General features: G+C 65.7%; 23 protein-coding genes. 8 read left to right on the top strand and 15 right to left on the bottom strand.

The window, feature by feature from the left end; translation table 11 throughout:
• Positions 1-62: 62 nt before the first annotated feature.
• Positions 63-1,211 (bottom strand): molybdopterin-synthase adenylyltransferase MoeB, encoded by a 1,149-nt coding sequence (gene moeB, locus FJ386_10100; protein ID MBM3877057.1) that lies wholly within the window; start codon positions 1,209-1,211, stop codon positions 63-65.
• A 59-nt stretch (positions 1,212-1,270) separates the two neighbouring features.
• Here moeB and FJ386_10095 point away from each other — a divergent pair, with 59 nt between their 5' ends.
• The 4 genes from FJ386_10095 to rmuC all read left to right on the top strand — a co-directional run bounded on the left by FJ386_10095 (position 1,271) and on the right by rmuC (position 4,440).
• Entirely contained in the window at positions 1,271-2,092 is an 822-nt protein-coding gene (locus FJ386_10095; GenBank protein ID MBM3877056.1) for a purine-nucleoside phosphorylase, read from the top strand.
• The gene (locus FJ386_10090; GenBank protein ID MBM3877055.1) at positions 2,073-2,507 is read left to right on the top strand and encodes a cytidine deaminase; all 435 of its coding nucleotides are present in this window, start codon (positions 2,073-2,075) and stop codon (positions 2,505-2,507) included. The genes FJ386_10095 and FJ386_10090 overlap by 20 nt, the downstream gene beginning before the upstream one ends.
• 42 nt (positions 2,508-2,549) lie before the next feature.
• Positions 2,550-2,930, top strand: coding sequence for a RidA family protein (locus FJ386_10085; protein ID MBM3877054.1), 381 nt, complete (start codon positions 2,550-2,552; stop codon positions 2,928-2,930).
• A 151-nt stretch (positions 2,931-3,081) separates the two neighbouring features.
• Positions 3,082-4,440, top strand: a complete 1,359-nt coding sequence (gene rmuC, locus FJ386_10080) for a DNA recombination protein RmuC (GenBank protein ID MBM3877053.1) — start codon at positions 3,082-3,084, stop codon at positions 4,438-4,440.
• Positions 4,441-4,448: 8 nt separating this feature from the next.
• Here the strand turns inward: rmuC and glgB are convergent, their stop codons facing one another.
• From glgB to FJ386_10045, 7 genes are all read right to left on the bottom strand, one after another.
• Positions 4,449-6,647 (bottom strand): 1,4-alpha-glucan branching protein GlgB, encoded by a 2,199-nt coding sequence (glgB, locus tag FJ386_10075; protein MBM3877052.1) that lies wholly within the window; start codon positions 6,645-6,647, stop codon positions 4,449-4,451.
• 411 nt (positions 6,648-7,058) lie between these two features.
• Positions 7,059-7,880 (bottom strand): sugar phosphate isomerase/epimerase, encoded by an 822-nt coding sequence (locus FJ386_10070; protein ID MBM3877051.1) that lies wholly within the window; start codon positions 7,878-7,880, stop codon positions 7,059-7,061.
• Positions 7,881-7,971: 91 nt separating this feature from the next.
• Positions 7,972-8,211, bottom strand: a complete 240-nt coding sequence (locus tag FJ386_10065) for a hypothetical protein (GenBank protein MBM3877050.1) — start codon at positions 8,209-8,211, stop codon at positions 7,972-7,974.
• An 86-nt stretch (positions 8,212-8,297) separates the two neighbouring features.
• On the bottom strand, positions 8,298-9,326 hold the full coding sequence (locus FJ386_10060; GenBank protein MBM3877049.1) for a glycosyltransferase family 9 protein: 1,029 nt from the start codon (positions 9,324-9,326) through the stop codon (positions 8,298-8,300).
• A 21-nt stretch (positions 9,327-9,347) separates the two neighbouring features.
• Positions 9,348-9,887 carry a hypothetical protein gene (locus tag FJ386_10055; protein ID MBM3877048.1) on the bottom strand — a complete coding sequence of 180 codons (540 nt, stop codon included), beginning with the start codon at positions 9,885-9,887 and terminating at the stop codon, positions 9,348-9,350.
• The gene (gene miaB / locus FJ386_10050; protein ID MBM3877047.1) at positions 9,884-11,251 is read right to left on the bottom strand and encodes a tRNA (N6-isopentenyl adenosine(37)-C2)-methylthiotransferase MiaB; all 1,368 of its coding nucleotides are present in this window, start codon (positions 11,249-11,251) and stop codon (positions 9,884-9,886) included. The genes FJ386_10055 and miaB overlap by 4 nt, the downstream gene beginning before the upstream one ends.
• 86 nt (positions 11,252-11,337) lie before the next feature.
• Complete coding sequence (locus tag FJ386_10045; GenBank protein MBM3877046.1) at positions 11,338-12,090, bottom strand: SDR family oxidoreductase; 753 nt, start codon at positions 12,088-12,090, stop codon at positions 11,338-11,340.
• A 139-nt stretch (positions 12,091-12,229) separates the two neighbouring features.
• On the opposite strand from FJ386_10045, the gene FJ386_10040 reads away from it, so the two are divergent.
• Positions 12,230-13,147: a redoxin domain-containing protein gene (locus FJ386_10040; protein MBM3877045.1), complete on the top strand. Its 918-nt coding sequence runs from the start codon at positions 12,230-12,232 to the stop codon at positions 13,145-13,147.
• A gap of 58 nt (positions 13,148-13,205) precedes the next feature.
• Here FJ386_10040 and FJ386_10035 read toward each other — a convergent pair whose 3' ends face one another.
• A complete protein-coding gene (locus FJ386_10035; GenBank protein MBM3877044.1) occupies positions 13,206-13,622 on the bottom strand; it encodes a peptide chain release factor-like protein in 417 nt (138 codons plus the stop codon).
• A gap of 113 nt (positions 13,623-13,735) precedes the next feature.
• On the opposite strand from FJ386_10035, the gene FJ386_10030 reads away from it, so the two are divergent.
• Both FJ386_10030 and FJ386_10025 read left to right on the top strand, forming a co-directional pair.
• On the top strand, positions 13,736-15,211 hold the full coding sequence (locus FJ386_10030; protein ID MBM3877043.1) for a sulfatase: 1,476 nt from the start codon (positions 13,736-13,738) through the stop codon (positions 15,209-15,211).
• Between the two features lie 410 nt (positions 15,212-15,621).
• Positions 15,622-16,587, top strand: a complete 966-nt coding sequence (locus FJ386_10025) for an alpha/beta hydrolase (GenBank protein ID MBM3877042.1) — start codon at positions 15,622-15,624, stop codon at positions 16,585-16,587.
• Positions 16,588-16,609: 22 nt separating this feature from the next.
• On the opposite strand, the gene FJ386_10020 is transcribed toward FJ386_10025, so the two are convergent.
• The 6 genes from FJ386_10020 to FJ386_09995 form a co-directional block, all read right to left on the bottom strand.
• On the bottom strand, positions 16,610-18,034 hold the full coding sequence (locus FJ386_10020) for an NAD-dependent succinate-semialdehyde dehydrogenase (GenBank protein ID MBM3877041.1): 1,425 nt from the start codon (positions 18,032-18,034) through the stop codon (positions 16,610-16,612).
• Positions 18,035-18,052: 18 nt separating this feature from the next.
• On the bottom strand, positions 18,053-18,814 hold the full coding sequence (locus FJ386_10015) for a response regulator (GenBank protein ID MBM3877040.1): 762 nt from the start codon (positions 18,812-18,814) through the stop codon (positions 18,053-18,055).
• Positions 18,811-20,262, bottom strand: coding sequence for a hypothetical protein (locus tag FJ386_10010; protein MBM3877039.1), 1,452 nt, complete (start codon positions 20,260-20,262; stop codon positions 18,811-18,813). Before FJ386_10010 ends, FJ386_10015 begins: the two co-directional genes overlap by 4 nt.
• Before the next feature lie 51 nt (positions 20,263-20,313).
• Positions 20,314-21,453, bottom strand: a complete 1,140-nt coding sequence (gene hemC, locus FJ386_10005; GenBank protein MBM3877038.1) for a hydroxymethylbilane synthase — start codon at positions 21,451-21,453, stop codon at positions 20,314-20,316.
• Positions 21,344-22,399 (bottom strand): glutamyl-tRNA reductase, encoded by a 1,056-nt coding sequence (locus tag FJ386_10000; protein MBM3877037.1) that lies wholly within the window; start codon positions 22,397-22,399, stop codon positions 21,344-21,346. The genes hemC and FJ386_10000 overlap by 110 nt, the downstream gene beginning before the upstream one ends.
• An 82-nt stretch (positions 22,400-22,481) precedes the next feature.
• Positions 22,482-23,234, bottom strand: coding sequence for a cytochrome c assembly protein (locus tag FJ386_09995; GenBank protein ID MBM3877036.1), 753 nt, complete (start codon positions 23,232-23,234; stop codon positions 22,482-22,484).
• A gap of 162 nt (positions 23,235-23,396) precedes the next feature.
• Between FJ386_09995 and FJ386_09990 the strand changes: the two genes are divergently transcribed.
• Positions 23,397-23,577, top strand: a 181-nt coding sequence (locus FJ386_09990) for a hypothetical protein (protein ID MBM3877035.1), incomplete at its 3' end; no start/stop codon positions are given.

Raw genomic sequence — 23,577 nt, 5'->3', positions numbered from 1 at the left:
CGCTGCTTGGACTTCGCGGAAGTCCGCGCCTTGCTCGCAGATGTCTCGGTCGTGGGTTGCGGCTAATATCTTGGCACACTGTGGTCAATCTCGTCGGACCACGCGGCGATGCCGCCTTTGACACTCTTCAAATACTTGAAGCCCTGCTGCCGCAGGAAGTTCACCGCCTTGAGCGAGCGGATGCCGCTCTTGCAGTGGATGTAGTATTGCGAGTTGGGATCCAGCTCGGTGAAGCGCTGTCCAAGCTGGCTCAACGGCACGAGCGGCACGCCGACGATGTGCGCGATCTGTTGTTCGTCGGGCTCGCGCACGTCAATCACCTTGATGCCGAGCTTCGAGTCGTCGAGGGCGCGCTTCATCTCCTGCACGGTCACTTCGTCGGGATTACTCGCGGGCGTCGCGGGCTCCGGGACGATGCCGCAGAACTGTTCGTAATCAATCAGCTTGGTGATGCTCGGGTTGTCGCCGCAGAGCGGACACTGCGGGTCCCGGCGCAGCTTCAACTCGCGGAACTTCATGTCGAGCGCGTTGAAGAGCATCAGGCGGCCGACAAGCGACGAGCCCTTGGCGAGCGCGAGTTTCAAAATCTCCGTGGCCTGGATGCAGCCGATGATGCCGGGCAGCACGCCGAGGACGCCGCCTTCCGCGCAGCTTGGCACCATGCCGGGCGGCGGCGGCTCCGGATACAGGCAGCGGTAGCACGGCCCCCCGAGGTGCGGCGCGAAGACGCTGGCCTGTCCCTCGAAGCGGAAGATGGAGCCATAGACGTTCGGCTTCTTGAGCAGCACGCACGCGTCGTTGGTGAGGTAGCGCGTGGGGAAGTTGTCCGTGCCGTCCACGACGATGTCGTAGGGCGCGATGAGCTCGAAGGCGTTCTCAGCCGAGATGCGCGTGTCGTGAATGACGACCTCGCAGTTGGGGTTGATGCCCGCGATGGTTTCCTTCGCGGACTGAGCCTTGGGCCGGCCGACGTCGGCGTCGGTGTGGAGAATTTGGCGCTGGAGATTCGAGTAGTCCACCGTGTCGAAGTCCACGATGCCAAGCTTGCCGATACCCGCGGCGGCGAGATACATCGCGATGGGCGAACCGAGTCCGCCCGCGCCGATGCACAGCACGCTCGTCGCGCAAATCTTCTTCTGCCCCGCGAGTCCGACTTCCGGCAGGATCAAGTGCCGCGAGTAGCGCCGGATTTCTTCGTTGCTCAGTTGCATAAATCAAAACAGGATGCGGAGCGTAGTCCGACCCCGCGGGAAATCAAGTGGCCACACGAATGAACCCCACGACCACGGCAAGACTCATCCGCCGTCGCTCGTTGCTCCGCCCGAAGCTCGCGATGATTCTCGGCAGCGGCTTCCAGTCCATCCTCCCCCGCCTCGACGTGGACCGCGAATTCGCCTTTGCAGGCCTTCCCGGCTTCGCCTCGGTCGCGGTGAAGGGCCACGTCGGCAAGCTCATCCTCGGCCATCTCGACGGCACGCAAGTCGCCGTGCTGAGTGGTCGCGCCCACTTCTACGAGGGGCACGACATGGCGCGCGTGACGTTTCCAATCCGCACCTTGGCGGCGCTGGGTGTCGAAAACTTGCTCCTCACGAATGCCGCCGGCGGCATCAACCCGCGCTTCAAGCCGGGTGACTTCATGCTGCTCACGGACCACATCAACCTGATGGGCGTGAATCCGCTGCGCGGCGCGGGCGCGGATGGTGGCGAGCGATTCGTCAGCCTCACGCGGGCGTATTCGCCCGCGCTCGGCGGGTTGCTGGCGAAGGCGGCGAAGGCCGCGGGCATCTCGTTGCGACGCGGTGTGTATCTAGCGGTGTCGGGGCCGAGTTACGAGACGCCGGCGGAGATCCGCGCCTTTGCGCGATTGGGCGCGGATGCGGTGGGCATGAGCACCGTGCCGGAGGCCATCGTCGCGCGGCAGTGCGGCCTGAATGTCGCCGCACTGTCCTGCATCACCAATCACGCCGCGGGACTGGGATCCAACGGCGAGCTTTCGCACGGCGAAGTGCTCGACAGGTCCCGGCGCGAGGCGACGCGAACGGTCAATCTGCTGACGGCGTTCGCCAGACTCTATGCGCTCGACCGCGACTAGCGAATTGGTGGCCGCCGCGATTGCCGCCCGCGAGCGAGCCGTCGCGCCGTATTCCGGCTTCAAGGTTGGCGCCGCGCTTCGCGCGGAGGACGGGGCCGTCTTCACCGGCGTGAACGTCGAGAGCGCGAGCTACGGGCTGACCTGCTGTGCCGAGCGAACGGCCATCTTCACGGCGCTGGCCGCGGGCGCGCGCGACTTCAACGCGATTGCCATCGTGGCGAGGGCGGACGGGGGCGTGATGCCCTGTGGCGCGTGCAGGCAGATGCTTTCCGAATACGCGCCGGATGCAGCGGTGTTTGTCGCGGACAGCGCGCGTCCGGAAGCGGTGCGCAAGTTCACCGTGGCGCAACTCCTGCCCGGCGCTTTCGTGTCGGTAAACCTCCCGCGGCGCCGGGTTCGGAGGCGACCGGCTTGACCGCTGCGGGCCGGGCTGATACGCCAGGCGCCACTTCCAAGCATGACCAAGACCATCATCAAGCCCGCCCAGTCCGCGCCCGCAGTGGGTCCATACAATCACGCCGTGCGCGTGGGCGACCTGCTGTTCTGTGCCGGGCAGATTCCGCTCGACCCGGCCACGGGCAACCTCGTCGCCCCGGACATCAAATCGCAGACGGAACGCGTGCTCGAAAACGTGAAGGCCATCCTCGACGATCAAAGGCTCACGTTTGCGAACGTGGTGAAAAGCACGGTGTTCCTCACGAACCTCGCGGACTTCACCGGGATGAACGAGGTGTATGCGCGCTACTTCACGGGCGATTTCCCGGCGCGCTCGACCGTGCAAGTTGCCGCACTGCCGCGCGGTGCGAGCGTGGAGATCGAAGTCGTGGCCCACTTCTGATCCGCTCCCATGAAGGCGAAGTATCCCGGTGGAGTTGAAGGCATCGGCAGGCGGCTTCGCGCCGAGGGACATCGCATTGTGCAGAGGGGCAACCGGGCGCCAGCGGCTGAATTTGCCGGGAAGCTGTTCAAGGGACTCAAGTAACAAGTTTATGATCGATGTGCTGCTCATCGTGGCGGTTTTGCTGTTGCTTGCAGTGGTTTCCATCCTGGTCGCATTGCTGCGCCGACCCGCGGGAGCCGATTTCACTCCCGTGACGGTGCGACTCGAAGCCCTGGAGAAGGCACAGGAGCGGACCGAGCGCGCGGTGAAGGAAGAGATCGCCCAAAATCGCGAGGAAACGTCGGGGCAGAGCCGAGCCCTGCGCGAGGAGTTGCGCGATGTCGGCCACTCGATGATGCGGCAGATGGCCGACATGGCACGGTTGCAGCAAGAGCAACTCGGCTCGTTCTCGAAGCAGCTCACCCAACTGACGGAAAGCCAGGAACGCAAGTCCTTGGAACTTCGCCAGGCGGTCGAGGCCAAGCTCGCGCAACTTCAGACCGACAACGCCGCGAAACTTGAGGCGATGCGCCAAACCGTGGACGAAAAACTGCAGGGCACTCTCGAAAAGCGGCTCGGCGAATCGTTCAAGCAGGTCAGCGACCGCTTGGAGCAGGTGCAAAAGGGCCTGGGTGAGATGCAATCGCTGGCCAGCGGCGTCGGCGACCTCAAGCGCGTCCTCACGAACGTAAAGACCCGCGGCACTTGGGGAGAAATGCAGCTTGGCGTCCTGCTCGGGCAGATTCTCGCGCCGGAGCAATTCGCGCAGAATGTGCGGACCAAGCCGACCGGAGGTGAGACCGTCGAGTTCGCCATCAAGTTGCCCGGACGCGATGACGAGGACGGGAAGTCGGTGTGGCTGCCGATTGACGCGAAGTTTCCGAAGGAGGATTTCGAGCGCCTCGTGGACGCTGCCGACCGCGGTGATGCCGCCGGGGTCGAGCAGGCGGGGCGGGATTTGGAGGCGCGCATCCGCGCGCAGGCCCGGGACATTCGGGACAAATACATCGCGGTCCCGCATACCACCGACTTCGGGCTGCTCTACCTCCCCACCGAAGGTCTCTACGCCGAAGTGCTGCGCCGCCCCGGCTTGGCTGACTCCGTCCAGCGCGAACAGCGGGTCGTGATTGTCGGGCCGACAACTCTCGCGGCGCTGTTGAACAGCCTGCAGATGGGTTTCAGGACGCTCGCCATCCAGAGGCGATCCAGCGAAGTCTGGAAAGTGCTCGGCGCGGTCAAGACCGAGTTCGGCAAATTCGGTGACGTGCTGGACAAGGTGAAGAAGAAGCTCGACGAAACCAGCACCACCATCGAAGACGCAGCGCATCGCAGCCGCCAGCTTCAGCGCAAGCTCAAACGGGTCGAGGCGCTTCCCGCCGCGGAGTCCACCGCGCTGTTAGGCGATGCACAGGCGGCCGAAGCTGAAGCCGAACCTGGGGAGGAAGCGGCGGAACGCCGGGTGGACTGAAAGGCGGCCTACCTCTCGCCCCTAAACACGCTTACGCTGAGGGGCGGCAGGGTGAACTCGGCGGAGAACGGCTGGCCGTGCGCGGGGAAGGCTTCGGCGGGCACGCCCCCCATGTTGCCCATGTTGGAGCCGCCGTAGATGGCGGCGTCGCTGTTGAGCACCTCGCGCCAGCGTCCACCTTGGGGCAAGCCGAGGCGATATTGCACCCGCGGCACGGGCGCGAGATTCAAGAGGACGAGGAGTTGCCCGACGCCGGTCGTCGTCTGGCGGACGAACGAGAAGATGCTGCGCTCGCTGTCGGAGCAGTCCACCCAGAAGAAGCCTTCGAGCGCGTAATCGGCGTCCCACAGCGCGGCTTCGGCGTTGTAGATTTTGTTGAGGTCGGCGACGAACCGCTGGAGGCCGGTGTGAAACGGCCCCTGTTCGAGCAGCCCCCAATCGAGGGGCGCGTTGGCGTTCCACTCGCCCGTCTGCCCAAATTCGCAACCCATGAACAGCAGCTTCTTGCCCGGGAAGCACCATTGATACGCAAGGAGGGCGCGCAAATTTGCAAACGCCTGCCAGTCGTCACCGGGCAACTTGCGGTGGAGCGAGCCCTTGCCGTGCACCACTTCATCGTGCGAGAGCGGCAGGAGGAAGTTCTCGTGGTGGTGGTAGAGCATCGCGAACGTGAGGTCGTTCTGATGATGCTTGCGGTGCACGGGCTCGCGTTTGAAGTAGTGCAGCGTGTCGTGCATCCAGCCCATGTTCCACTTGAAAGTGAAGCCCAGCCCGCCGAGATACGGCGGCCGCGTGACCATCGGCCACGTGGTGCTTTCCTCCGCGATGGTCACGACGCCGGGATGCCGGGTGTGGACGAGGTGGTTGAACTCCTTGAGGAAGTCCATGGCCTCCAGATTTTCCCGACCGCCGTATTGGTTCGCCACCCACTCGCCGTCCTTGCGCGAGTAATCGAGGTAGAGCATCGAGGCCACCGCGTCCACGCGCAGGCCGTCCACGTGGAAGCGCTCGCACCAGAACAGCGCGTTCGCGAGGAGGAAGTTCCGCACCTCGTGCCGGCCGAAGTTGAAGATGAGCGTGCCCCAATCCTGATGCGCGCCCTGCCGCGGGTCCTCGTGCTCGTAGAGCGCGGTGCCGTCGAAGCGCGCGAGCGCCCACTCGTCCCGCGGGAAGTGCGCCGGCACCCAGTCCACGATCACGCCGATGCCCGCCTCGTGCAGCGCGTTGATGAGGAACTGCAAATCGTCCGGCGTCCCAAAGCGGCTCGTGGGCGCGAAGAAACCCGTCACCTGATAGCCCCAGCTCGGATAGAACGCATGCTCCATCACCGGCAGGAATTCCACGTGCGTGAATCCCATCCGGCGGACGTAGTCCACCAGCGGTCCGGCCACTTCGCGAAAGCTGAACGACTCGGTCGCGGTCTTCTTCATCCATGAACCGAGGTGCAGCTCGTAAATGCTCATCGGCGCGCGGAACGGATTCTGGCCGCCGCGCTTCGCAAGCCACGAGGCATCCGTCCACGCGAACTTCGTATTGTCCCACACGACGGCGGCGTTCTTGGGCGCGACTTCGTAAGTGGCACCGAACGGGTCCGTCTTGAGCACGAGATTGCCGTGACAGTCCTTGACCTCGAACTTGTAGAGCGCGCCCTCGAGGACGCCGGGCAGAAACAGCTCCCACACGCCCGACACGCCGAGCAACCGCATCGGGTGGCAGCGGCCGTCCCAGTTGTTGAAGGCGCCGACGACGGACACGCGCTGCGCGTTCGGCGCCCACACGGCGAAGCTCGTGCCCGGCACGCCATCCACCGTGCGCAAATGCGCGCCGAGTTTCTCGAAGAGGCGAACGTCCTTGCCTTCGTTGAAGAGGTGCAGGTCCAACTCGCCCACGGATGGCAGGAACGAGTAGGCGTCCCGCGTGCGGCGGACGTTGCCGTCGTGGCCGGTGATGACGAAATCGTAGGCGTAGACGCGGTGGGCCTTCGTGGTCGTCCCCTCGAAGAGGCCCGAGTCGTCCACGCGCTTGAGGGAGAACGACGGCTTGTCCTTCTCGTGAACGGGCTCAACGCGCACCTTCGCGGCGTCACGGACGAACGCGCGAGCCACGAGCCCGCTTCCATCGTCCAGCGGGTGCATCCCGAGCAACTCGTGCGGGGAGCGGAGCCGGACGTTCAGCAGACTGTCGAGTTCGGCGCGGGTCAGAAACATCGCGCACGGTTATGCCACACCGGACGAGGGCGGCGAAGCCGGATTTTGAACGCCCGCGCGCCGCCGAGTTGATGGCGCTGGATCCCCGCCGTGGCCATGTGAGCCTCCTCCGTGGTTGCCCGCGCCGAGTTCCCTGATTCCGGCGCGGACTTGCTCCCGTCCAACGCCGCGACCTCAATCTCACCCAACACTGCATCAGTCGTATCCTGCAAACTTGGCTCGCCTCCTTGGAACTCACGCCCCCCAAACGCCTCGCCGACCGTGGCGACAAGCCATGCTGTGGCACAGTCTCGGATTCGCCGTCATCGTCATCCTGACGCGCCCGAAGAGCCAGAACATCAGGCCGAGGAATTCCCCGCACCACGCCGGAGGCTGGAAGGAAGCACTGCGCGAACCGGGTCGCGCGCCGGGTCAGGAGCGCAACCCGACTTGATCCATCAGTTTCGCAGTTTCCCGATAAGCTTCCTCAACCCACTCGACGATGCGCCGCGGGTCGGGTGAATACTCGAGTTCGATCGAGACGACGCCGTTGATGTCGAGTTCCTTGATGGCCTGCAAATACGGCGCGAATTTCACAACACCGCGTCCCGGTGGAAGGTCGCCATGCACCTTGCCGTCGCAATCGCTGAGGTGAACGTGAATGGCGCGACCCTTCAGCTTTCGCACATCCGATGGTGAGGTGTCGCTCAGCACGAGGTGGCTCACGTCGATGTTCGCGCGGACGCGCGGATGCCCGCACTCGTCCACGAACCGCACCATGGCATCCACGCTGTTCAGCAGGCTCAGCCGGAACGGCTCAAGCTCCAGCGCGATGTCCACGCCGCGGCGGTCCGCGTAGTCGCCGAGGCGCCGGCACGTCTCGATGCCCCACTGCCACTGTGCGGCAGGCGGGATAACCTCGCGTTGCCAGACATATTCGCCGAGCACCAGCAATACGTTCGTCGCCCCCCAGGTCTTCGCGAGGTCGATGAAGCGTTTTGTGCGGGCGACATGAAACGCGCGGACAGGTTCGTTGAAGTCCACCAATCCGACGCTTACAACGGGCAGCGAGACAATGGGCAACCCCAGCTGTTCGCACGTCCGCGCGACGAGTTTCACTTCCTTCTGCGGAATGCGGACGGCCTCGGTGAAGATATCCACGCAGTCGAAACCGATCCGCGAGATGTGACGAAGGCCCGACGCGGTGTCCACCCCGGCTTGCTGAAACGCGCTGTTGATGATGCCGAGCTTCATCCTGGCCGGGTTTAAATTGGGCCGTCTAAGTGCTGGGTTTCGGCTCAGGTGCCGCGAGATCGCGTGCCGCAAGGCCGAACGCGGGAATGCCTCACACCCGCTCGGTGGTTTCAATGGCGTCCTCGACCATCGAAGTGGTGATCCCAAACTGGTTGAGCATCCGCGCACCAACTCCTTCGCCGTGGCGCGCCATTGCAGGCAGCAGGTGCTCCGGCCCGGCAACGATGGCGACGGGCTTCCAACCCGCGTGACGATACGCCGGGAGGTGGCACTCATTGACGATGAACCCGGCGCCGGCGATGCCGACACGAAAATCCTTCCGTGTCGGCATCGGGGATCCTGATTGCAGGTCGCGTTCTTCCATCGAGATCGGCAAGTGAAACTGTCCGCTATCGGACAGTCAAGGATGCGCAACGGTTACAACTGTTCACGATCCGGAGTCTCTGAGCGTGAGATTCTGAAGCAATCGACCGGGGTCTCATTCGCACAGGCCGGACCGGTGGTCCCTCTCGCGGCGGCGCTTGCGCGGTGAAGCAGCCCGGCGACTCGATCCAGCACGTGGTTCACCTCGATGCCCGCCAAACCCGCAGGGGCTTGGATCAATGTCATCCGCGCGGACAGCGGCCGCCAGATCGCCGGATTCGACGGTCCCCAAAGCACCGCGCCCGGCAGTCCGAGCGCGGCGGCAAGGTGGGTGATTCCCGAATCGTGCCCGATGAACGCCGCACACTCGTGCAATCGCACCGCGAGTTCCGCCAGCGGCCTGCTCTCGACCAACTCGACGCGATCTGGAGCGAGGCCGGCGGCGAGCCGCTGAAGCCGCCCGGCTTCGGCTTCCCCGCCAACGAGCACGAGCCGCACGGGCTCGCGCCGCAACAGCCCGGCGAGGAATCCCACCCACCGATCCTCCGGCCAGTTCTTGCGCTCGCTGCCGCTGCCGGGATGCGCCGCGACCGTCCGAAGGGACGCCGGCCGCAGGGGCATTGGGGAGAGATCGATTCGCGGAACCGGGTCCGCGCCGAAGATCGCGAGCCGTTCGAGCGGCTTGAGGAACACGTCGCTCGCGTGGACTTGCTGCGCCTCGTCCGGCCGGTGCGGCCCCGCGATGAAGTGCGCGGCAGTGTGGCGCTTCACGTTCTGCTCGAAGAACAAGTCGGGATCGTAGAGATAGGAAAGGATGAGGCTGAAGCTGGCGAAGTAATCCTCGAGACCTTGATCGAGCGGGCCGCCGCGTGAGAAGAAGCCGGCAAACTCGCGGCTCTCGATCGAGCGCACCGCGTCCGCGAGCCTGCCCGCGAGCGCAAGTTGTGCGATGCGCGGATAGCCGAGAACCTCGATGTGCGTGTCGGGAAAGTGGTGCCGCAGGGCCGTGAGCACCGGAAGCGTCACGATGAAATCCCCGATCGCTCCGCCGCGAATGACGAGGATGCGCCCCTTCGGTTTCATGGGCTCGAGGGCCTTCGCAGGTCAGAGGACGGTCAGTCCGAGAATCGCGATGAAGAGCCCGATCGCCAGCCGCAGGCCGCTGCCGACCCGCACCACGGTGTCGGTCGACGTCTTCCGCTCCAAACTGTCGCGGAGCCGCCAGGGCGAAACGGTCCACCAGATGCCCGCGATGATCCAGACGTAGGCCCACGTGATGAGCACGAGGCGCCAGACCGACTCATGCCAGCGCGCGGTATCGAGCACAAACTTCGCCGCGAGCATCAGCACGAGGGCCAGTCCGCGCACCGCCAGAAAATCCCGCACCAACACGCACGTGCCCACACCGAGCGCGATAAAGAGCCCGTAAAGCAGCGGCTTGAGCTTCGCGATGTCGGCGTTGGATTCAAGCCGCAGGTAGTGAAGCATCCAAAGCGTGGCGATGGCCATGAGCACCCAGCCACAGGGCTCGGAGCGCGGGAACTTGCGGAGCGCTGCGCGATAGCCCGCGGGCTCGACAAGCCCATAAACTTGCGGAAGCGCGAAGCCCAAGCCGAGGACGATGGCGATCTGGGAGAGGGTCATGCGGCGTTGTCGCAGGCGTCCATGTGGATCGCCGGATCTCCGTAGAGCGTGCTGCGGCTTGCGCGATCAATGCGCACGTCGAGCAACTGCCCGTGATGCCGCGCGCCACCCTCGAAGACTACAATGCGATTGCAACGCGTCCGGCCTTCGACACGCTCGGGATTCCGATGACTCGGCCCCTCGACCAGCACCTGCATCCGGCGGCCGACGCACTGGGCGAGCTTGCGCGCCGAGCAGTCGTTCACCACTTCGAGCAGGTGCGCGTGCCGGCGTTCGATCACTTCTTCCGGCACGGCGCCGGACATCGTGGCGGCGGGTGTCCCTTCACGCGGGCTGTATTTGAAGGCGAATACGTTGTCGAAGCCGACCTCGCGCACGAGCGCGACGGTCTGCTGGAGGTCTTCCTCCGTCTCGCCGGGAAAACCGACGATGATGTCCGTGCCGATCGCAATGCCTGGGCGCGCGGCGCGAAGCGCGGACACGATGCCGAGGAACCGCTCGCGCGTGTAGCCGCGATGCATCAACCGCAGGAGGCGGTCGCTGCCGCTTTGCACGGGCAGATGGGCGTGCTCGCACAGCTTCGGCAACCTCGTAAATGCCTCGATCAAGTCCGCGCCGTAACCCTTCGGATGCGGCGAGGTGAACCGTATGCGCTCCAAGCCCTCGATCGCGTGCACCGCGTCGAGCAGTTGCACGAATGCGGATCTGCCGCCTCGCGCGGGGACTTCACGGCGGCCGTAGCTCGTCACGATCTGGCCGAGGAGCGTGATTTCCTTCACGCCGCGCGCGACGAGTTCCCGGCACTCGGCAAGGATGTCGCCGGTCGCGCGGCTGCGCTCCGGGCCGCGCGTGTAGGGCACGATGCAGAAGGTGCAGTATTGATTGCAGCCCTGCATGATGCTGACAAAGGCGGTGACTTGCGCGCCGGATGGACGGAACAAGTGCTCGCGAATGGTCGCTTCGCTGCCCGCTTCGTCAGCGATGTCCACGACGTTGCGCATCCGTCCCGCGAGGATTTCGTCGAGGTGATCCGCCGCGTGATGGAATCGCTGCGTGCCGAGCACGAGGTCCACGTCCGGCAACCGCTCGATCAACTCCCGCCCCCGGCCCTGCGCCATGCAGCCCACGAAGCCGAGCACCTGATTGGACCCGCGCTTGCGCCGCTGCGCTGCGAGCGTCGCCATCTTGCCCAGCGCCTTTTGCTCGGCCTGGTCGCGGATGCTGCAGGTGTTCAGGAGAATCACGTCCGCGCCGGCCTCGCTCGGCGCGAGGGAATACCCGCGCGAGACCAGTTGCGCGGCCACAGCCTCGCTGTCCCGCTCGTTCATCTGGCAGCCGTAGGTCTTGATGAAAACGCTCGGCATGATCGAAAGTGCGGCGAACGCTACGCGAGGGGTTTGCGGTTGGGAAGGGGGAACATGTCCGCATCGCGCGGCCATTCCGTTCGCGGTCAATAGGTCGCCCGCCCGCCGGAGAGATCGAACACACCGCCCGTGGTGAACGAGCAATCGTCACTGCAAAGCCACGCGACGAGCGCGGCGGCTTCCTCCACTTTCCCAAAGCGCCCCATCGGGATCTTCGAGAGCATGTAGTCGATGTGGTATTGCTCGACCTGCTTGAGGATGTCCGTCTGGATGACCGCGGGCGTGATGCAGTTGACGAGGATGCCCTCCTTCGCGAGCTCCTTGCCGAGCGACTTGGTGAGGCCGATCACGCCGGCCTTCGCCGCGCTGTAATGGGCCGCGTTGGGATTGCCTTCCTTGCCCGCGATGGACGCCGTGCTCACGATGCGGCCGTATTTTCGTTCGAGCATGAAGGGGACGACGGCGTTGCAGACGTAGAACACGGCGTTGAGGTTGGTTTCGATCACCGCGCGCCATTCGTCCGCGGCAAATTCCCAGACGCGCTTGTTCACGCCCGCGATGCCCGCGTTGTTGACAAGCAACTCGACGGAACCGAAGCGGTCGCGTGTCGATCGCGCGGCGGCCTTGCACGCGTCGGGTTTCGTGAGGTCGAGCGTGTGCGTCGTCACTTCACCGAGGGCGCCGAGCGAGGTGGCTGCCGCGGCGAGCGCCGCCGCGTCGCGGTCCCACAGGCACACGCGCGCGCCGGATTCGAGCAGCCGCTTGGCGATGGCGAAGCCGATCCCGCGCGCACCGCCCGTGACGATTCCGTTCCTTCCCTTCAGGTCGAGTTGATTCATGGCACTGTAAAAACCGTGGGCGGAGGCTAGTGAACGATCCGGAAGGTGTCGAGACTTTGGCGGTGATCGCGGCATCTTGCGTCTTGCAAACGCCCGGCTCCGGGGCAATCTCCGGTCAACTCCAACCCAACGAACCCGAATGAAACCGCAACCTCAACGACTCCTCGCCGCCGCCGCGCTCCTCGCCGCCTGCTCGGCGCTCCAAGCCGCGGAGCTTGGCGACGCCGCGCCCGCTCTCAAAATCTCCGAGTGGGTGAAGGGCAAGGAACAGAAACTCGCCGACGGAAAAGGCAGGCAATACTTCGTCGTCGAATTCTGGGCCACGTGGTGCCCGCCGTGCCGCGTCAGCATCCCGCACCTCACGGACATGCAGAAGAAGTTCAAGGAGAACGTCACGTTCATCGGCGTCAGCGGCGAGGAGCCGGCCACGGTGAAGCCGTTCGTCACGAAGATGGGCGCGCAAATGGACTACGTCGTCGCGCTCGACAAGGACAACGGCACGAGCAAGGGCTACATGGAGGCGTTCGGTGTCGAGGGCATCCCGCACGCGTTCATCGTAGACAAAGCCGGCATCATCGCGTGGCACGGCCATCCGATGGCGGGTTTGGACAAGGCGCTGGAGCAAATGCTCGCGGGTAAATATGACATCGCCGCCGCACGCCGGGCACAGCTCGCCGCCAAGCTCATCAATCAATACGCGCAGTTCGTCGTCACCGGACGCGAGGCCGACCGGGCCGCCAAACTTGGGGAACAGATCGTAAGGGACGCCGGCAACGACGCTCAACTGATGAATGAGTTCGCGTGGTTCATCCTCACGGAGGAAGGCGTGAAGAACCGCGACCTTGCGCTCGCCATGCGCGCTGCCAAGGCCGCATTCGATGCCTGCGATGGCAAGGACCCAGCCATCGTCGACACGTATGCCCGCGCCCTGTTTGACACTGGCAAGAAGGCGGACGCCATCAAGTTTCAGAAGCAGGCGATCGCAATGTGCAAGGACGCGACCCTCAAGCCCGAGTTGGAGAAAACGCTGCGCGAGTATGAAGAGAAGTCGAAGTAACGCGCCTCCAATCCGTGGTTCATCATGCCTCGGATTCTGACCCCGCCGGCTTCGCGACCTACTCGTCGCCGCCGACGCGCCGGCGGAACGCCTTCTTCGACGAGTGACGCGCCTTCGTGGCGAGCATTCTCTCCTTCGAACCGCGGCTGCGCTTGAGGTTTTGGCGCCGCAGCTTTTCCCGTTCCGCGACTCGCGCGGCGGCGTTTCCCCTCTGCAACGCCTCGATCTTGTCGAGCAGGAGCGAACGCGCGAGCACCCGATTCCGGCCTTGGTGACGCGACACCTGGCACTTCACCTGAAGACCTGTCGGCTTGTGGACGAGCATCACACAGGTCGAGGTTTTGTTGACGTTCTGACCGCCGTGCCCTCCCGACCGCACGAACGTCTCCACCATGTCCGTCACGCGCACGCCAAGCGACGCCATGCGACGGGCGACCGGGTCGTCGGTCCCGGAGTTTGTGTCGCGGTCGTTCATGCCGTGATTCTGCCGGCCCGCGCCTGCGCTGTCCATGTGCCACTACACACCACGACGGGACAAAGGCCCGGCTTGCCCCGTGCGCGCACACAGCTACAGTGCGCTGAAGCACCATGACACTCACCTGCCACATCGCGCGCGCGCTTGCCGCGCTCACCCTCACCGCCACGCTTTGCACCGTGCCGCTCGCGGGCGCGGAGAAGCTCAACGTGCTGTTCATCGCCGTGGACGACATGAACAACGACCTCGGTTGCTACGGGCATCCGCTCGTGAAGTCGCCGAACATCGACCGACTGGCAGCGCGCGGCACGCGATTCGACCGCGCCTACTGCCAGTTCCCGCTGTGCTCGCCGAGCCGCGTGTCGATCATGACGGGCCTGCGGCCGGACACCACGCAGGTGTTCGATCTTCAGAAAGACTTCCGAAAGACCTCGCTGCCAAACGTCGTGACCATGCCGCAGACCTTCATGAAGGGCGGTTACTTCTCGGCGCGCGTCGGGAAGATCTATCATTACGGCAACCCCGGCCAGATCGGGACGCCGGGTCTCGACGACGCGGCGTCGTGGAATGTCGCCATCAATCCCCGCGGCCGCGACAAGGACGACGAGCCGATCATCACGCAATACACCGGCGCGAAGGGTTCCTTTGGCGCCTCCATGAGTTACCTCGCGGCCGAGGGCGCGGACACTGATCAGACCGACGGCAAGGTTGCCACCGAGACGATCAAGCTCCTCGAAGCAAACAAGGACAAGCCGTTCTTCATTGCCGCGGGATTCTACCGGCCGCACACGCCCTACGTCTGCCCGAAGAAATACTTCGACCTTTACCCGCTCGACTCGATCCGGCTCGTGCAAGACCCGACGAATGACCGCGACGACATCCCGCGCCCCGCCATCACCATCGCCAACCCCAACTACGGGCTCAACGACACGCAGCTTCGCGAGTGTCTCCGCGCCTACTACGCGTGCATCTCGTTCGTGGACGCGCAAGTCGGCCGGCTGCTCGACGCGCTCGACCGGCTCAAGCTTGCGGACAAGACCATCGTCGTGTTCTGGAGCGACCACGGTTACCTCACGGGCCAGCACGGGCTTTGGATGAAGCAAAGCGTCTTCGAAGAGTCCGCGCGCGTGCCGTTCATCATCGCCACGCCGGGCCAGAAGGCGAAGGGCAGGGCCTGCGGACGCACGGTGGAACTCGTGGATGTCCACCCCACGCTCGCGGACCTTTGCGCGCTGCAACCACCGACCCATCTGCCCGGACAGAGCCTTCGCCCGCTGCTCAATGACCCCTCGGCGACGTGGACCAAGCCCGCGCACACGCAAGTGTGGCGGGGCACATTTCCCGGCCACAGCGTCCGCACCGAACGCTGGCGTTACACCGAGTGGGACAACGGCAGGCAGGGCGCCGAACTCTACGACCACCACAACGACCCGCGCGAACTGACGAATCTGGCGGCCGACCCGAAGCTCGCCGCCGTGGTGGCCGAGATGAAGGCGCTGCTCGTGAAGAACTGGCCGGCCGACACCTACTCGAATACACGCGCACGCGAGGACTCGAAGGCGAAACAGAAGGGCAAGAAGAACAACTAGCCGGAACGGCGCGATGCAAAGACTGTCCAGGACGATCTGCGCCATCCGGCCCTCGATGCACCCGGGGCAAATCGCGAACACCGCGCGCTCCTGAATTTCCGGCGGGTGCCGCCCCGAGGTTTCCGCCACTGCTTTGGGTCGTCACGAATGGAGTGACAGTCCCGGCAGACGACGACTCCGGCACCGGACGTCGCGCCGCCGCGCGTGGAGCAGCGCGTGTGCGCGAGCCGTTCCTTCTGCTTGTTCACGGCGCGTTCGCCGGACTGCAACCGCGCACGCAGTTCCGCGGCGTCCCACGGCTTGCGACGGTAATCGTCTGCGCCCGCTTCGAACCCGGCGGCGGGCGCCTTTGCACTTGGCCAACCCGGGTCCCGGTGGCAGCCTGCATCCATCGCCCGTCCCTCAACCTCATGAACTCAAAACACGCCCCCCTCCGCCGCCCCTTCGCCGCCGGCTTGTTGATCCTCGGCTTCGCTACGATCGGCTTCACACAAGAACCGAAGAAGACCCGTCCTGCCGCGGCTCCAAAGCCCGCGCCCGACCTTGCCAACTACAAATACGGTCCGCACCAGCGAAACGTCCTCGACTTGTGGAAGGCGAAATCCGATTCCCCCACGCCACTCGTCGTGTTCATCCATGGCGGCGGCTTCCGCAGCGGCAGCAAGGAAGGCCTCTCCCCCGCCCTGCTCGACGGCTGCCTCAAGGCCGGCCTTTCCGTCATGGCCATCAACTACCGTCTCTCGCCCGAGGTGAGCTTCCCGGCTCACTACATGGATTCCGCGCGCGCCATCCAGACCGCGCGACATCACGCGAAGGACTGGAATCTCGACCCCAAGCGCATCGCCTCCACCGGCGGCAGCGCAGGCGCGGGCACGTCGCTGTGGATTGGCTTCCACGACGACCTCGCCGACCCGAAGAGCGACGACCCGGTGTTGCGGCAATCCACGCGCCTCACATGCATGACCGTGAACGGCGCTCAAAGCACCTACGACCCGCGCACGATCAAAGAATGGGTCGGCGGCCGCGCGCACGAACACCCCGCGCTCGAGGGGTTTTATGGCCTGAAGAAAGACGAACTCGGGACATCGAAGGCGCACTCAATGTATGAAGCCGCCGCACCCATCACGCACCTCACGCGCGATGACCCGCCCGTGTATGCGTTCTACAACGAACTGCCGCGCGGCCCGATGCCCGACAACGCCCCGCCCGGCGCGGGCATTCATCACATCAACTTCGGCCTGCGCCTCAAGGAACGCATGGACAAGCTCGGCATCGAGTGCATCGTCAAGCACCAGCAGGACGGCGTGAACGGCGCGCGCGAAGGACTCGAGTTCCTCATCAAACACTTGAAGTCGCAACCGCCTGCGAAGAAGTGATTCTCACCGCGCAACCGGTGTGTCACAACCCCAGCGACACGTGCTTCGTGTCGAGGAAGGCGTCGAGCCCCTCGCTGCCGAGTTCGCGGCCCCAGCCGCTTTGCTTCACGCCGCCGAACGGACAATGGCTGGCCGTCGGCACGGCGTCATTGATCGCGATCATCCCGGCTTCGAGCTGCTCGGCGAGGCGGAACGTGCGTCCGATGTCGCGCGTGAACGCATACGCGCACAGCCCGTAGGGCGTCGCATTCGCCCGGGCGATGACTTCGCCCTCGGTGTCGAACACGCTCACCGGCGCGATCGGCGCGAAGGTTTCCTCGATCATGCACGCGCTCGCGTCCGGCACGTCCGCCAGCACCGCAGGCGCGAAGAAGTTGCCGCGACCGCGCGCGACGCGGGTGCCGCCGCACAGCAACCGCGCGCCTCTCCCAACTGCGTCCTCGATCTGGCCCAGGGCGCTCTTGAGCGCGGCCTCATTGATAAGCGGGCCAATCTCCACGCCCGGCTCGAGCCCGTCGCCCACCTTCATCGCCGCGACCCGCGCGACAAGCCTGTCGATGAACCCCGCGCAAACTCCGCGATGCGCGTAGATTCGGTTCGCGGCGATGCACGTCTGGCCCGTGTTCCGAAACTTCGCGATGAGCGTGCACTCGACCGCGCGGTCGAGGTCCGCGTCGTCGAACACGATCAGCGGCGCGCAACCGCCGAGTTCGAGTGAAAGCGGCTTCACCAGGCGGGCCGCGCCTTCGATCAACCGCTTGCCGACCTCGGTGGAGCCCGTAAAGGTGATCTTGCGCACGAGCGGATTCTCCAGGAACTCGGCGCCAATCTCCGACGCGGAACCCGCGACCAGTTGGAACACGCCCCTCGGCAAACCCGCCGCGTGGACGCATTCGGCAAAGGCTGCGCACGAGACGGGCGTGGAACTCGCCGGTTTGAGGAGGACGGTGCATCCCGCGGCGAGTGCCGGCGCGACCTTTCGCACGGCGAGAACCAGCGGGAAATTCCACGGGCTGATCGCGGCCACGACCCCGAGCGGCGTCTTGACGACAAGATGCCGCTTGCCGTCCACGTTGTTCGGGATGATCCGCCCGTAAGCGCGGCGGGCCTCCTCGCCAAACCAGCGCAGGTGGTCGGCGGTCATCGCGGTCTCCGCGTAGCTTTGCACCAGCGGCTTGCCATTCTCGAGCGTGATCGCGCGGGCGATGTCGTCCTTCCGCCGCTCGACCTCCGCCGCGAGCTTGAGCAGCAGGTCGGCTCGATGCCGGCAATTGGTCTGCCGCCAGGATTGAAACGCCGCGTGTGCATCGCGGACCGCCAACGCCACGCGCCCGCGGCCGACGGTGCAGATGCTCGCGAACACCTCGCCCGTCGCCGGATTGGTCACGGGCAGGCTCGTGTCCGTCGTGACGAACTCGCCGTCCAGGTAGAGTGGGTGGGTTTTCATTCGCAGTTCAGTTTTCGCTCACCGCGATTCCATCGCCGCCTGCACTTCGCGCAAACCGCGGGTCATCGGCACGCGGGTGCCGTCGCGCAGCAGCACCACGTGCTCGCCGTTGAAGCCCGGCTGAAGTTCCTTGATGCGGTCCGCGTTCACGAGCGCGGAGCGGCTCACGCGCAGAAACTGCGCCGGGTCGAGCCGCGACTCGAGCGCCTGCATCGTTTCACGCATCACATGCGTTTCCTTGCCGGTGTGAAGCACCACGTAATTGCCCGCGGTCTCGGCCCAATCCAGCTGCTCGATCTTCACAAACACCGTGCGCCCGGGCGACTTCACCGCGAGTCGTTGCGCGAACGTGGGCCGCGTCGCCTGTTCCTTCAAGAGGGCGATCAGCTCGCCGGGAACCACGCCGCTCTCCCGGGCGCGCAACTGCTCGCGCGCGCGGCCGACAGCCTGCTTGAATCGCGACGGCTTGAACGGCTTCAGCAAGTAATCGAGCGCGTGAACCTCGAACGCCCGCACCGCGTGCTCGTCAAACGCCGTCACGAAAATCACCTCCGGCAGCTCGTCGCGGCCGAGCGCCCGCAGCACCTCGAAGCCGTCCATCCCCGGCATCTGCACGTCGAGGAACAACAAGTCGGGTGCGTGCTTGCGGACCGCGCCCACGGCGTCGGGCCCGCTCGCGGCTTCGGCGACGACTTCCACGTCCGCCTCGTCCTTCAACAAAGTCCGCACTCGCTCGCGTCCGAGCGGCTCGTCGTCCACGATGATGGCGCGGAGTTTCATGCGCGGAACGGCATCTCCATCTCCACGCTGAAGCCGCCTTCCGCGCCGTTGCGAAGCGTCACGCGGCCGGCGCTGCCGTAAAGCGCCTCGATGCGGGCGCGGGTGTTCGCGAGGCCGATGCCCTCGCGGTCGCGCGGTTGGTGCGGCGGGGCAAGGCCGCCGCCGGTGTCGCGCACGACGATCCGCAGCACGGGGCCTTCGCGCCGGGCGGAGATGCCCACGACGCCCGCGGCCGCGCGCGGTTCGATGCCGTGCTTGATGGCGTTCTCGACGAGCGGCTGGAGAATGAGCGTCGGCACGCGCGCATCGAGCGCTGCGGCGTCGAGCTCGCGCTCGACCTTGAGCCGCGCCCCGAAGCGCACCTGCTGGATTTCGAGATAGCGGTCAAGGAGTTCAAACTCGCGGCGCAGCGGCACTTCCTGCTGCGCGGAACCGTCGAGCGCGAGGCGCAACAGCTCGCTGAGGTTCGTGATCATTTCGTCCGCGGCGCGCGGGTCCTTGTGCACGAGCGTGGCGGCGGCATTGAGAGTGTTGAAGAGAAAGTGCGGCTGGAGCTGCGCCTGCAACGCCTGCAAGCGCGCCTGCGAGAGGCTCGCCTCGAGTTCCGCCGAGCGGCGCTGCCGTTCCTCGCCGCGCCGGTGATACGCGACGGCGTGCGCGAGGCAGACGATCACCCAGTAAATCGGCACGTGAATGCGCGCCCGCATCGCCGCCGCCCGGGCGGGTGACGGCGGCGGCGGCGCGGGGTCGCGCGGCTGGCCAAACAAACGCTCGCTGGCCGAGGCGGGCGGCACGAAGCCCTCGCGCGGGACGGGCGGATTGAACGCCGGGTTGGGCTGCGGACGGCCTCCGCGCACCATCTTGCCGTCCGTGTCGCGATTGAAAGGCTCGCGTGCCTGCGGGCCGGGCGGGTTGTTGAACTCGCGGCGTGGCGGCTGGGGATCCTGGCCGTCGCCGCGCGGTTCGGGAGGGCCGTTGCGCTCGCCGCCGTCGAAGCGGCCGGGCTGCTTTGGCGCGCCGGGCTGCGGCATTGGCTCACGCGGGTCGCGGCGGAAATTCGGCGGTGGATTTGTCGCGCCGCGCCGGAACGGCGGTTGCATCTGCCCCGCTCCCGGCGAGCCGGGGCGGTTCGGCTGCTCCGGCGGCGGAAGTTGCGCGCCGATGAACTCGCAAGCGAACACCGCAGCAACACACGCGGCGAGATGCACCGGCAGGCTGGCCTGCCAGCGGCCGGCTTCGAGCGGGAACTTCGCCGCGAGTCCGACCACGACCGGCCCGAGCAACGCCCACGGCAGCCAGTCACGCAGCGCGGTTTGGAACGCTTGATCCCAGGCGAAGCCGCCGGCGAAGACCAGTTGCGCGGTGAACAACCCGACCACGAGCGCCCACACCGCGTAAGCGAACGCCCAGCGCAAGACGCGCGTCGTGGAATCGGGCACGGGCTGCATGCGGAGATTAAACTACACGCGCCGCACGCTGTCGATGCGCGTCGCCGGCCATCACTTCCCGCTCAACTCGGCGGCCACCTCCTCGCCGAGCGCCCCGGCTTCGTTCAAGGGCCGACGGGCCTCGGCGCGCTTCGCGGAGCCGGTAGTGAACGAGATGGCGCGGAGATGGATTTGTTGCCCGACGACGACCGCGTAGGCGCCGACGGGCGTGGCGCAACCGCCGCCCATGCCGCGCAGGAACGAACGTTCCGCGAGGGCGCACTGGTGCGTGTTGAAGTGATTCAGCCGCGCGATGATCTCCGCGATGCGCTCGTCGGCCTCGCGAACCTCAATCCCAACGGCGCCCTGCCCGACGGCGGGCAGCATTTCTTCCGGCTCGAGTTTCACGGCCAGTGTGCCGTCGGGAACGGCGTCGCCGATGAGTTGGCCGTCGGGCTTGACCGTGAAGTTCAGCCGCTCCAATCCGGCGGCAGCGAGGACGATGGCGTCGAGCCCGGCCTGGTTCGCGAGCTTCTCAAGCCGCGTCGGCACGTTGCCGCGAAGCTCGACCACCTTGAGGTCCGGCCGCGCAGCAAGTAATTGCGCGCGGCGGCGCGTGCTGCTTGTCGCGACCACCGTGTTCGGCGGGAAGTCCTTGAGTGTGGCGAGCGGCTTGAACCCGCGGCGCTCGGCCTGGCCGGGAGTCCACTCCGCAAGGGTTGCCGCGGCCGCCTGCGCCCGCAGGTATTCGGCGTCGCGATAGATGAGCACGTCGCGCACGTCGGCGCGCTTGCACACGGCGCCCAGCTTGAGCCCCGCGGGCAGGTCCACGGGCAAGTCTTTCAAACTGTGCACGGCCATGTCCGCCTGATGTTTGAGCAAGGCAACCTCGAGTTCCTTTGTGAAGAGTCCCTTCGGCAGCGACGCGTCGGGGTTCGCGAGCGAAGCCGACTGGAGCTTGTCGCCAGTGGTCTTGATGACCTTCTGCTCGAAGCGCAGCCTCGGGAACGCCGCGCGACACTGCGCGAGCACAGCCTCTGCCTGCGCGAGCGCGAGTGCGCTGCCGCGGGTGGCGATGAGAATGGGACGCTCGGCGGGCATGTCACTTGTGGCCAAACGCGAGTCCGCCGCCCTGAAGATCCGGTCGCGACTTCGGCGCAAGAAGCGCCGCCGCCTTTTCGCGGATGATCCGCTCGCACTCGGCGATTTCATCCTGTCGCTGCTTCAGGTAGTCGTCCGCGATGGCCTGCAGGTCGTCGATGTTGTAGAGATACACGTCGTCCAGGAAGTTGCACTCGGGCTCGATGTCGCGCGGCACGGCGATGTCCACGAGCAACAGCGGCCGGTTGCGCCGGGCGCGCATCAAGGGCTCAAGTTTCTTGCGGTCGAGCACGTAGTGCGGCGCGGAGGTGCTGCTGATGACGATGTCCACGCGCTCGAACTCGCGCGCCCAATCGTCGAAATGCACCGCGCGCCCGGCGAGTTCCTTCGCCAGCGCCTCAGCGCGATCGAAGGACCGGTTCGAGACGAGGATGCTGTGCGCGCCACGGCTGAGCAGCGCACGGGCGACCTTCTCGCTCGTGTCGCCCGCGCCGAGCACCATCACCTGCCGGTCGTGCAGCGCGCTGAAAATCTTCTCCGCGAGCTCGACCGCCACGTTCGCCACGGACACGCTGCCGCGCTGGATGCTGGTCTCGGTGCGGATGTGCTTGGCCACGTTGAACGCGCGCTGGAACGTCTTGTTGAGCCTCGCGCCGGTGTGCCCGCCGCGCCGCGCGACGTCGTAGGCGGACTTGAGCTGGCCGAGGATTTCCGTCTCGCCGAGCACCATCGAGTCGAGTCCGCTGGCGACCTTGAACAGATGCTCGATGCTCTGCGGTTCGCTCAGCGCGTAAAGTTCCTTGTCGAGCGTGCCGGTCGCGTTGTGATGCTTGAGAAAGAACCCGCGGAGGGACGCGAGCGCAAGCCGCGCATCGCCGCCCGTGGCCGCGTAAATCTCGACGCGATTGCATGTGGAGAGGACGACCGCCTCGTCCACGACGCCCGACTCCCGCAGCGCCTGCAACACCGCCGGCACCGCGGCTTCCGCAAAGGCAAACCGCTCCCGCACCTCGACGGGCGAGGTGTGGTGCGAAAGGCCGACGCAGAGGAGAGGCATGGTTAACGGCCGGTCGCCGGTTGCCGGTTGCCGATTGAGGGCAACCCAATGCGAAACGCGAAACGCGAAACGCGGATCTTGGTCATCGGTGCAACTCCGACATCAGGTTGGTTCCCCAAAACGTGAGCAGCACGAAGAGAAAGCTGCCGACCACGCACCATGCGAATCGCCGCCCGCCTTGCGTGACACGCCAGCGCCACAGGACCAGCGCGAGGTAAACCGCCCAGACGAGCAACGACCATTGCGTCTTCGCGTCCGAAAACACCGCCGTCTGCCTCGGCAGCTTCGCCGTGAGGGCGAGACCGGCGGTGAGCAGCACAAACCCTACGACAAGCAGCTTGCCGATCAGCAGTTCCATGCGGTCAATCGGCGGCATGAGCGAGAAAATCGCGCGCATCTTGTGGTACTTGAGGTCGTGCTCCTGCGTGAGATACATCGCGCCGCCCGCGGCCCCGAGCCCGAACGCGCCGTAAGCCAGCAGCACCAGCGCGGCATGCAGGCTGATCCAGCCGCCGCCGAAGTCGGGCTTCGGGCCGGGCGGCGGGTCGAGATGGGGCATCAGCGCGAACACACCGACCGCGAACAACGCCGGCGATGCGAACGCGCCGAGGAATCGCAGCCGTTGCCACGCCCCGAGCAGCAGATACGCCGCGACAATCGTCCAGAGGATGAAGAGCGTCGCCTCGAACAGGTTGTTGACCGGGCAGCGCTCGAAGGAGAAGCCGCGCTTGGCCATCGCGATGGTGTGGAAGACAAGCGCGGCCGCGAGCAGGCCGTAATTGACGCGGCTGTCCTCCCGGAACCCGCGCCGGAACAGGAACACCGAATAGACCATGCTCACGCCGTAAAGCACCACGGCGAGCAGGAAAAACTGGCGGTCCGTCAACGGCACGTGGTCAAGTTGAAGCCGGCTCGGCGGTGGCGCAAGGAGAGATTGGCCCATTCCACAGATGACAGGCGTGGTTTTGTCCGTTATCAACAGGCCAGCCTACACCGCATGAACGCCTTTCCACTGCCATGGCTCCTCGTGGTTTTCTCGGTCGGTTTCCTTCCGGGACCGATGCCGTGCTGCGCGGCGGAGAAGCCCTTCCACACGGCGGAGCTGATCTTCCCGCTCGAGCACTGGCACAATCACGGCTCGTGCATCGTCGAGGCGCCCAACGGCGACTTGATCGTGT

It is taken from the genome of Verrucomicrobiota bacterium (assembly GCA_016871675.1).
Lineage (GTDB): Bacteria > Verrucomicrobiota > Verrucomicrobiia > Limisphaerales > VHCN01 > VHCN01.
This window is presented reverse-complemented; position numbering and strand designations above follow the sequence as displayed.